The organism is Pseudomonas sp. 18175, assembly GCF_050432925.1.
GTDB lineage: Bacteria > Pseudomonadota > Gammaproteobacteria > Pseudomonadales > Pseudomonadaceae > Aquipseudomonas.
On sequence record NZ_JBKFTO010000020.1, the window covers coordinates 109,257 to 119,405 of the forward strand.

The following is a 10,149-nucleotide window of genomic DNA, read 5'->3' on the forward strand; positions in this document are numbered from 1 at the left end:
ACGGGCATCCTTAATAGAGGCAGGCAGCGCTTGGTAGCCTGTAAGAATGCTCCAAGATGCCCACAGTTTTGGTACTAGGGGATTGTGATGGAAGACCTCGCTACAAAAATCATTCCACTGGTACAGACACTTGTTCCAGGCTTTCTGACCACGATGATCTTCTATTGGTTGGCCGATGTTAAAAAGCCCGGACAGTTTGAGCGTACAGTTCAAGCGCTGATCAGCACGGGGCTGATCACGATGCTGGTGTCAGGCATCAAGCCCGTTCTGTTCTACATTGGCGAGCATCACTTTCAGCTAGGGCAGTGGACGGTTCAAGTAGAAGGCGTTTGGGGAATAGGCTTGGCGACATCCCTAGGCCTATTGTTAGCCTTCGCTTCGAACCACGACTATCTATACAGATTTGGCAGGTGGTTGACCTTGACGTCTCGCTCGTCGTACCCCGAGTGGATTTATGCCTTCCGCAAACGCGAAGGCAAAAGCGTGGTGCTTACCCTGCTTGATGGACGGCGATTATTCGGGTACCCGTCAGTATGGCCAACCGAGCCTAAAGATGGGCACTTCCTCATTACACAGCCAAGCTGGATGAACGAAGAGAATGAGTGGGTCGACACGCCCGGCATCGAGAGCTATTTGATCGCAAACAGCGATGTGTACCTAGTCGAATTTCTAGAGTAGGAGATCAGAAATGAATAACGAAAATAAACCTAGGCATCACGTGCTTGAACAGCGAACTGGTAATGAGGGAATGAATGTTAATCCTCCTGCGCCAGCTAATATCCGTCCCTCAGCACCACCGCCTGCTCCCCCTAAAGCGCCGAAAAAATAGAGGTCGAAATGTACGAGGAAAGGGGTATATCGCCCCAACCACGCAAACCGAGTGGCGGACATTCAAATCCACCCAAGCCATTCGCTCAGCGCCCGGCAACTCCACCTAAGGCCCCTCCACCACCCACCAAAAGGTAATCCCATGACAAACCAATCCGGCGGAAGAGTTCATGTGAATGACGGTATCAGCAAACAAACAACCAGCCAAAGACCTGCCGCGCCGCCTCCACCTCCGCCGCCACCTAAAAAACGATAGAACGTCAGCTCGCAGCTTCGCGGCGAGGAGCTGATGTCCGAATGGGAAGCCCGCCTGGATAATTGTTATGCCAGTAGGCTCCTCCCTGACATCATCGTTAGTTAGCACAGTTTCAGGCGAGCTCAAACCCTAACCCAGTAAGCGTCTCTTTCTCTGCGACGTTCAGTTTCTTCACCGCCCAGATGAGCATGTAGCGCGGACGTGAGCTCGCCACGTAAGCAAACCTCGCGCCTTCGGATGCTGGGTCGGCCAGCCACTCTTTCCAATGGGAAAGGTGAATGCCCTTTTGAAGAGATGACACGACCACAGTCGCATCGTGAGTCTCACCTTTGACTTGATGGATGGTCTCGTAGCGTAGGACGTCTGCGACTGGTTGTTGAGCAACCGCGTGGTTAAGGCGGACGGACAGTGCGATGTCACCCTGCTTTGCGGGTGATCGAAGTACCAGCTCCCTAAGCGGCTCAAGATCTCCACTGATTTCGTCCAACACGAAAGCCTGATCGGGCAAGTTACGCATGGTTTGTTTTGCTAATGCTGCCCACTCCTTCCACGTCAGGTTTGTATCCGCAGCGCCAGCGGCAACCAAGTGCTTCAAACATTGGTGAATGAATTTCCGCCAGGCAAGCTTCGACTCAATCGCTACCGGGCAATGGGGGCCTGATCTTGTGACGTGCAGGGCGAGCCTGCCAGCCAACCATTCAGCGAATAGTGCTACCGCGACGTTCAACTCCTTGTTGCTCCCATTACTGGCAGCCACACATGCCAGTGCCAACACTTCAACGCCCTTGAAGCTGTCGCCTCTGCGAAACCGTTGCAACGTGCTGTGCCCACGAGCGACAACGACAACTTTCTCATAGCCATTGGTGAGCTCGTTGATCTTTGGAATGAGCTCTGATGGGCATTTTGTGTACTGGAGCAGAAGGGGCTTAACTGTAGCAATATCGGGATTCCCCGAGATCCGATCGATTCGCAGCAAGTCACTGCAAAAATCCACGATGGATTGCCCACTTCTCCAATTCGCTGTGAGTGGCAGCTCTGCGAAACGGAGCTCGGCAAGGAGTGCCTTCACATTGTCTGGATTAGATTTTCTGAACCCGTAGATCGATTGGTTCAAATCGCCTACGAAGTGGAATTTAACACCAAGGCCATGGAGCTTGCGTACCATGGCCAGTTGCTCTGCTGACAGGTCTTGGCACTCGTCGACAATAATCAGTGGAAATCGCTTCGCCAGGCGCTGGAAATAGCTCTTAAGAGCGGGCCTCTTGAGCGCCGCCAGGGCAATCATGTCCATATCTTTGTACGTTGCAAAACCTGCTTCCCAGAAGCGCTTCTTCGTGTCGATCAGATCTTCCAAGGCAACATTAGTGATGTGAGCGTCATTGAGTTGTTTATCTCTAGTCCGCTCGCCGGTCGAGAACGTGAAACCTTTGGTCTCAAGGTCGTAGTTATACTTACAGGCGGAGACCGAACGGCCACAGATTTTTTTGCGAGTGTGGAATATGTCGGCCTTGTTTTCCAAGATCCTGATCCGACTGTCCCCATCCTTCCCTGGAAACTCAGTGACCTCGCTCGCAATGCTTGCGACCATCCGGGAATGGACAAAGCTATCAAAGGTGGACACTAGGTGAGGAAACCCCAGCGGCTCTCCTAGATAGCGAACCAATCTGTTTTTGAGCTCGTCCGTTGCGCTGTTGGAGAAGGTCAAAACCGCTATCCCGCTAGGGAAGCGAGTCCACTCTTCAACGACCTTGGCCACCATGGCCGCGACGACCTCAGTTTTGCCACTGCCTGGGCAAGCGTTGAGATAGACATGCTGATCGATAGGTGCGCCGATATAAGCCTTCTGCTCGTCAGTCAGCTTGATCATTGAGCGGGGGGCTCCTCGAGTCCGCAGGCCCAAAGAATGGCATCACGGATGTAGGCTGGTACGACGAATTCGCCTTCCTGCTTCTCAAGCTCTTCGGCAAAAGCCTGCGCGTAGATTCCTTTTCCAATACTGGTGGAATCGATGCGATATAACAGCTCAGCCGCGTGTGCTGCTCGCTCGGGACTTTTCATGTCGTCAAAAACAAGCTTCGCTCTTTCTCGCAGCTCTGGAGCTACCGTTCCTTCCTGGGCAGGCCAAAGATCGGCAGCTAGGGAGAGCATCATTCGTAGGTTCGCGCCCTCCATAGCGATATCGTACTCGAAGGTTTTGTACTGACCTGCGTAAAGGCGGCCAAACTGAGACTGTCCAATCTTGGCAATGTAGGCGAGAGCATGGTTCTCACCGTCCCTCAAATCGTCGTCGTTCGGCGTGTACTCAACTGCCACCTGCTTCCCACCTTCAGCATCGACTTTAATCGTTTTGGGTGGATCCTTGTCGGTCAAACCCGCGCAACGTATCGGCACGTCCTCTCCTGCGCTCTCATCAGTCACGTCACAGAACAGCTGCATGAAATGCTTGAAGTAGATCCCACCTAGGTTTATGACGGACACACCGTAATCCTCCAGTGTGTTTTCGCCCTCGCCGTACTGAGCTAGCACCCTACGTGCCAGCTCCGGGATGACCATCGCTTCTGCTATGCCCTCAACCAAGATAGAGCCTTTCGAAAAAAGCAGGTTGGATTTAGTGACATCGAGCCACCGATCAATGAATTTCCTGCTGGGCTCTGGAAGCCCACACGTCCGCAGAGGTATCGCGATCGGGGTGCATTTGTTGGAGAGATGGATGATTTCGTCAACTGACACTGCGGATGAGATGACCGTGGAATGGGTGGTTACAATTACCTGAATACTTTTTTCTTTGGCCACAGTGCTGAGGTGCTTCAGGAGACGTATCTGAAGCTGGGGATGAAGGTGGGCTTCGGGCTCTTCAATCAACAGAAGCCGCAAGTAGGTCTCTTCCCCGCGCTCCTCCTCAACCTCTAACGTGAGCTCAGCCAGAATCGACGCAATGTAGAGCAGGTTGTTGTAGCCAAGACTGTTTTCTTCTAGAGACCGAAACTGCGTAGCGTCCGCCGCAGCGAGGTTCGGGAAGTAGAGCAATCGCAGACCTTCAACGATGCGTGAAAAGCTTACTTCCGAGAACTGAATGAGTGTGTTCTGGGACAGGTGCATCCCTAACGCAGCCCTCAAGCTATTCCCAATTCGTTCATTCGCTTGCTTGATTGCGTAGTCGTCGCTCGCGGAAAGCTCTTGGTTGAACGCCCCAACTCGCTCCTCCAAGGGATGCGGTTTCCCCTCCTTACGAGCGGTATCAAGTTCCTTGCGGCAGAGCGCCTTCAGAAGTCGGGCTAGACGGGACTGACGTCCATCCCGGAGTTTTGTTTCTGCGTCACGCAGAGGCGGTAAGTAGATGCAGTGAATAAGGTCGAGGGTCTCGGTTTCCAGCGCTGCAGCTCGTGCATAACCGCCATAGAGTTGGCTTTTGAACCGCCCCCGAGATTCCACATTCAGCGCGGTAAAAGTGAGTTTCGCCTCATCTTCGTTGCCGCACCAATCCCTGAATGCAATGGCATCGTTCTCATCTAAATCAGAGAAGGTGGCTTGAATATCAATCCTTTTTGCCGCTACTGCCGCCTCGTGAAATCCACGATGAAAATCTCTCTCGTTGATTAGACGCTTGCCAGATTCGGAGTCGTTAAAGAGCTGGCGGACGGCCGCGATGACACCTGTCTTACCGGCTCCGTTCTCTCCCACCAGAACATTGAGACCATCGTGGAACTCAATCGTGAAAGGCTCGCCGAAGCATTTGAAACCGTGAATATCTAAAGTACGTAAATACATGAGCGTCCTTTCTTCCTGAGAATCCATCGTGGCTTAGTAGGGCCATCATTACCTAAAAAGTTGAGTCGGCAAGAGGTAACGCTTCCAGCAGAAGCTAGGTAGCAGCACTGGAATCATATTGACATCACTAGGGTATGTTTCTCAAAATTAAACCTTTATTTGGCCCGCAGGGACTCGCCCCCAAATGCTCAAACGACTCCTCGATTCGGTTGCCCAGGCTGCCGATCAAGTGAAAGAAAGCGTATCCGACGCCTTCGACTCCACTAAAGAAGCTGTATCAAGTGCAACCGATAAAGTCGTCGATGTCGTCTCCGATGCTTACGATGCCACTGTCAACACGGTGTCCGAAACCTCGGAAAAAGCGGCGGCAGTTGCCTCGGACGCATTCGGCGCTACCAAAGAAGCAGTATCAAATGCGACCGATAGAGTTGTCGACGTTGTCTCTAATGTCTACGACGTCACGGTTACTACAGTGTCCGAGACTTCGGAAAAGGCTGTGACCGCTGCCTCGAATGCTTACGACGCCACGCACAATACCGTCTCCAACGCAGCAGTGGTCGTAGGTGATGCCATTACTGGCACCTTTGAATCAGCGCTGGACGTACTGGGCAGCGGCTTCGACGCGTCCAAGGATTACGTCGATAACTTTGGCCAATCCATGACTGAGTTTTGGGCGGCACGCAAAAATCGCGAAGATGCAAAGATTAAGGAAGCTGAGTCCCGAAGTGAGGCAAAGGCGAAGGCGTTGTATTTGGAGCGAGAAAACAGGTTTGAGTCGGCGCTTGAAAAGGCTACTTCCCGGCTTACAGATAACGACAGCTACTTCCGGATGCTCATTGCTATGCAAGCCGTAGCACAGGCTTGTGCAGCCTGCGATGGCATGGTGAGCCGGGATGAGCAGGAGCAGATCGACGAGCTATTGCTCGGCATGGGAGCCAAATGGCTTCCTCCTCAAGTTCGTAGCGCTCTCGATGCACAGATTGATCAACCTCCTTCGCTGAAAGAGGCGTTTGTAATTGCTCAGGCCGTGGGTGCCGATGCCCAAGACCTGTTTCAGGAAATCATCCGTTTTGTGATTCACCTGGATGACGATGTTACTGATGCGGAGACACAGTTCTTGTCGCACTGGGTTCAACTTCGCGCCAGCGCCTAAGGAGACTGACATGACGGATCGAATTGATCGTTTTAAAGCCCGCCGTCAGTTGCAGGCGAAGCTACGCGAAGAGCCGACACTCGTTGCTCTTCCAGAATCTGCTGATGCTTTAGCGATGCTGCAGCAATCGATTGATAGCCAGCGTGTTGACTTGGCATTCAGCGCCCTATCAATAGACTTTGATACACGGGTTAGTGAAGCGGAGGTTGATGCGGCAATGCTGGACTTCACTAAGACGTTTAACGAAGAACGTTTTGACCAATTGATTACGGACAGTCGCCGCGAGGTGCTCCAGGCGGTAGTCGTTCCGTTTGGTTTAGGCAAGGTTCTGTCTGTCTATGACAAGGTCGGTGGGAACGTAGATACCATCCATAATGCCCGCAAAGAGGTCTATGCAACCGAAGAGGCGCGTAATAACTATGCGAAAGTTCCCCCGATGGACAAGGCTCTTCGAAAAACGTTTGATCGTGACTCGCGCTACGTTGACAAGAACCGTAGAGACACTACAGATCAGGCGTCGGGCGATCTGAGAGACGCATATACAGGTGAGATCTTTGGGCCTAAACAACTCGATAAACGCAACCTTGATCATACGATCTCAGCGGCAGAGATCCATCGAGATCGTGGTCGAGACCTCGCAGGTCTTGAAGCCATACCTCTAGCGAATAGCGCCTCCAACCTGAACCCTACGAAGGAGCGCTTCAACCAATCTAAAGGCGACCAGAAGGTCGAAATTCTCGTCAAGCGCCTGCAGCAAGGGGCCCCTGCTCGGCTTGAGCGGATTGCGGAGTTGCAATCCAAACCGGCGTCAGAACTGACTATCAAAGAGCGTAACGAGCTCAAGCTTAATCTGGAGAAGCAAACCATTGCTGACAATCCAGAAATGATACTGACCAAAGACAAAGCCGCGCGCGAAGAGTACGAAGCGAAGCTCAGCGACGCCCACTACAAGAGTGAAAAATTCAAAAAGAACGTGATTGATACCAGCATGAAAGAAGGTGGCAAAATGGCCTTTCAACAAGCATTCGGTCTCATGCTAGTCGAATTTTTCGCCGCCACTTTTGACGAGCTTCAGGATTTTTATCGTAATGGAGCCGCTCATGATCGCTGGTGGCCAGAACTACGCTCACGTATGGAGCGTGTGGCGTGCCGAGTGGGTAGCAAATGGAAAGAAGCTCTTGCTGCCGGAGGCGCAGGATTCGTCGCCGGAGTTCTATCGAACCTGATCACCGTTTTTCTGAATACCCTCATGACTACGAGTAAACGGGTCATACGCATGTTCCGTGAGGGTTTTATGTCTCTGCTGCGTGCCCTCAAGACGCTTGCGATGCCACCGAAGGGCATGACGTTTAGAGAAGGCGCTCATGAAGCGTTGAAAGTCATCGGTGCCGGCGCGATAGTTATAGGCGGAGTCGCACTTGAGGAGTTCATTGAAAAGTTTATATTGACCATTCCTGGCCTTGGACTTATCGGCTCCGTGGTCTCTGCAGTTATCATTGGCGCATTGACTGGCATCACAAGTGTTTTTGTTGTGTATCTGATCGACCGTCTGGATCCGTTAGGGGTCAATCGCAGTCGCGAACTCAAAACTTTGCATGAACATCTGGATAGGGAACTGGATGCAGTCATGGTTCGAAATGACGGTTTGCTGTTGAGGCTTGAGGCGACGCTAGAGTGCTAGGATCAGAACTCTGCTCCTTTTATATCTGCATAGCGCAGCAGGACTTAACTAAGGAACGGATCGCCCCCCCACGGCATAGCAGATCGGTGATGGGTAGGAGTTGTAGAGGATCTCTCACTTTTCTTGGTAGATCAGCTCTTTCACGTCGATGACAACCTGGCTTTCCTACACCAGAGTGAATGCTGTTTTCTTGAGGTCAGATGACATGAACCAAACTCTGTTCGACATTGACCTCAAACGCGTCTCGCACTAGCACTACATAACAGGGAAAGCCGCCATCAATTCCCCCCATCGAGGAAGCACCACGGGTGGGTGGCATTTTCTTGCCTATTTTGATCGGGAATCCGGCGAGGCCAAGGTGTCATTGGCAGGCATCCATTTGCCTGAAACTACAGGCTACTTTGGCGACCTGGGCATCACTGACGTCACTGATCAACTAGCTGAGCGTGGCTGGATTGTTGAGGGACGGCGGCTGAATATGGCGGATCACAGCAGAGCTGCTGCAGACATGATCGTGAGATGGGCACTGAGCGAGTCCAACCACTGCAGCGTCGAAATTGATGACTGGTTCCCCTCTCATGCGGAAAGACAGCGGCTACTTCAGATTCTAGATACAGGAAGGTCACAGCTTTCCGAGGTTGGCCGATGGAAAAAAGTGGAAACGTGGCTTACGCAAACCCTCAGCTAGGGTCGCCGCTAGTCCGGATCGCAACAGAACAGGCACCGAGATGGGTTCTTCGCACGATTAACGGGAGCCCACTCAGGTCTTTATCCCGACATTGCAGGTCGTTGACAACACTACATATGGTGAATAGGATGAACATATAGCACATCATATGGTGTACAAAGCTATGAATCGTGAAAGCATCCAGCAAGCAGCCCATCGTCTTCATAAAGAAATTTGGGATAACCAAGAACGCTTATGGCCAAACCGACACCTGACGCCATTTCAGATGCTGGCACCTGAGGTTGCGGCCCATATTTTAGGACTTGATTACCAGCTCCTTCCTGACCTGGGTTCTCCACTGTTCGGACGAGAGGGCGAACGATTCAAGGCTGCTGGTTTAATGAATCGCTCGATTCGACGCATAGCAGTTTCCACCGAATTCCCCATGAATGTAATCCGGTTCACCGGCGCACATGAGGTCGGTCACTTTGTGCTTCATGAAGATGAGGTGATGCATCGTGATAAGCCTTTGGACGGATCGGCACGAGGACAAAGTCGCCCTCCCAAGGAAAGGGAGGCTGATTACTTTGCGGCGTGTTTTTTGATACCAGCCCGACTTCTACTGGATGCTTTTGCTGCTCAATTTCAAATGAAGGGCCCTTTCCCCTTCACCGATACCACCTGTTACCACCTCAACCCTTCAGATCCGTGGTCGCTTCTGAACGCAGAAAGGGATTCGCTTGATCGAGAGATTTCGCTGGCAAGGTGTGCCCGGTTCAACAACCGTAATTTGATTCCACTTTCGGTTCAATTTGGGGTTTCGGATATTGCGATGGCGATTCGAATCAAGGAGCTTCAGCTAGTACGCTGGCCCTAGCCTCTATCCTCCTTGATACTCTAGTGCCGATGCTCAGTGGTGCGTCGACCCAGACGAGTTCCTGGTTGAGGGGTTTCCGACGAAATCGATGGACGTACTGAGTTCGTCTTGCATGTGCTCGAAAACTTTGTCGAGACGCGGATGAGCTCTCGATTCTCGGAGTGCATTTACTAATTCCAGAAGCTCTCGACCCTGGGCTAGCGGCATCTGGATATCGCAGTACACCGTGTCATCGTCTTGTCCCATGCCCTCACCCGCTCAGTCTTTTTTAGATTTATTTCTTGCGGCCCTATGCTGTTCCAGGTACCGCATCTCTGTTTTCCAACTCGCCAGAAATTTATCCCAGTCTGAGGCGTATGGCCCATCAATCAACCTGGTCGACCCGATGCTTGCCTGGTGGAAGCGCTCTCTCCAGGGCTGCGGGATATCGCGCTCCAAGATGATGTCGATTCCGGAGTTATGACGCATCACCGAGACAGAGTTACGAACCTCAATGAGTTTGAGTGGCTTATCGCTACAGGGGGTGTCGTTTCGCTCTTGGTCGTCGAGATCATCGAGGATGGAAAGGAGGTCGGATGCACTGGGATCACCAGGGTGGAAGGTGGCAAGCGCCCACAGAACCCTTCGCCTAGCTCTCTCACGCTCGCGGAGAAAATCACAGGTCATTTCTGCCTCCTTTTCACAAAGCTAGGCGGTGGTTATGGCGTGCCACCTTCGGCGGATGGCTGTCGTGAACCGAGCCGTAACAAGCACGTCTCGGCCCTTCGGGCATCCATCCCACACGCCTGCGCGCTCCGCTTGCCTTCGGAACTGCCCCTCCATGTCAGGATAGTTGTCGCTTCTTCAAAACTGGAGGGCGTAGGACTGTCGCTTGAAACAACGTCGCTATACCGAAGATGAGAAAACTTGGGTGCTGCAA

9 protein-coding genes are annotated in these 10,149 nt (G+C 52.3%); 5 read left to right on the forward strand and 4 right to left on the reverse strand.

The genetic code is table 11. The features are described 5' to 3' along the window. Positions 1-87: 87 nt before the first annotated feature. A complete protein-coding gene (locus ACLD1Y_RS23835) occupies positions 88-678 on the forward strand; it encodes a DUF6338 family protein (protein WP_426215204.1) in 591 nt (196 codons plus the stop codon). 518 nt (positions 679-1,196) lie between these two features. Here the strand turns inward: ACLD1Y_RS23835 and ACLD1Y_RS23840 are convergent. Both ACLD1Y_RS23840 and ACLD1Y_RS23845 read right to left on the reverse strand, forming a co-directional pair. After that, on the reverse strand, positions 1,197-2,948 hold the full coding sequence (locus tag ACLD1Y_RS23840; protein WP_429480244.1) for a UvrD-helicase domain-containing protein: 1,752 nt from the start codon (positions 2,946-2,948) through the stop codon (positions 1,197-1,199). Further along, positions 2,948-4,852: an ATP-dependent nuclease gene (locus tag ACLD1Y_RS23845; protein ID WP_429480237.1), complete on the reverse strand. Its 1,905-nt coding sequence runs from the start codon at positions 4,850-4,852 to the stop codon at positions 2,948-2,950. The genes ACLD1Y_RS23840 and ACLD1Y_RS23845 overlap by 1 nt, the downstream gene beginning before the upstream one ends. 184 nt (positions 4,853-5,036) lie before the next feature. Here ACLD1Y_RS23845 and ACLD1Y_RS23850 point away from each other — a divergent pair, with 184 nt between their 5' ends. The 4 genes from ACLD1Y_RS23850 (at position 5,037) to ACLD1Y_RS23865 (ending at position 9,230) form a co-directional block, all read left to right on the forward strand. Beyond that, positions 5,037-6,005, forward strand: coding sequence for a hypothetical protein (locus tag ACLD1Y_RS23850; protein WP_429480238.1), 969 nt, complete (start codon positions 5,037-5,039; stop codon positions 6,003-6,005). Between the two features lie 10 nt (positions 6,006-6,015). Continuing rightward, positions 6,016-7,686, forward strand: coding sequence for a hypothetical protein (locus ACLD1Y_RS23855; RefSeq protein ID WP_429480239.1), 1,671 nt, complete (start codon positions 6,016-6,018; stop codon positions 7,684-7,686). A 259-nt stretch (positions 7,687-7,945) separates the two neighbouring features. Further along, positions 7,946-8,374: a hypothetical protein gene (locus tag ACLD1Y_RS23860; protein WP_429480245.1), complete on the forward strand. Its 429-nt coding sequence runs from the start codon at positions 7,946-7,948 to the stop codon at positions 8,372-8,374. A gap of 163 nt (positions 8,375-8,537) precedes the next feature. Beyond that, positions 8,538-9,230, forward strand: a complete 693-nt coding sequence (locus ACLD1Y_RS23865; protein ID WP_068931345.1) for an ImmA/IrrE family metallo-endopeptidase — start codon at positions 8,538-8,540, stop codon at positions 9,228-9,230. Between the two features lie 33 nt (positions 9,231-9,263). On the opposite strand, the gene ACLD1Y_RS23870 is transcribed toward ACLD1Y_RS23865, so the two are convergent. Then, the gene (locus ACLD1Y_RS23870; RefSeq protein ID WP_429480240.1) at positions 9,264-9,476 is read right to left on the reverse strand and encodes a hypothetical protein; all 213 of its coding nucleotides are present in this window, start codon (positions 9,474-9,476) and stop codon (positions 9,264-9,266) included. Positions 9,477-9,488: 12 nt separating this feature from the next. Then, the gene (locus tag ACLD1Y_RS23875) at positions 9,489-9,896 is read right to left on the reverse strand and encodes a hypothetical protein (protein WP_429480241.1); all 408 of its coding nucleotides are present in this window, start codon (positions 9,894-9,896) and stop codon (positions 9,489-9,491) included. Between the last annotated feature and the right edge of the window lie 253 nt (positions 9,897-10,149).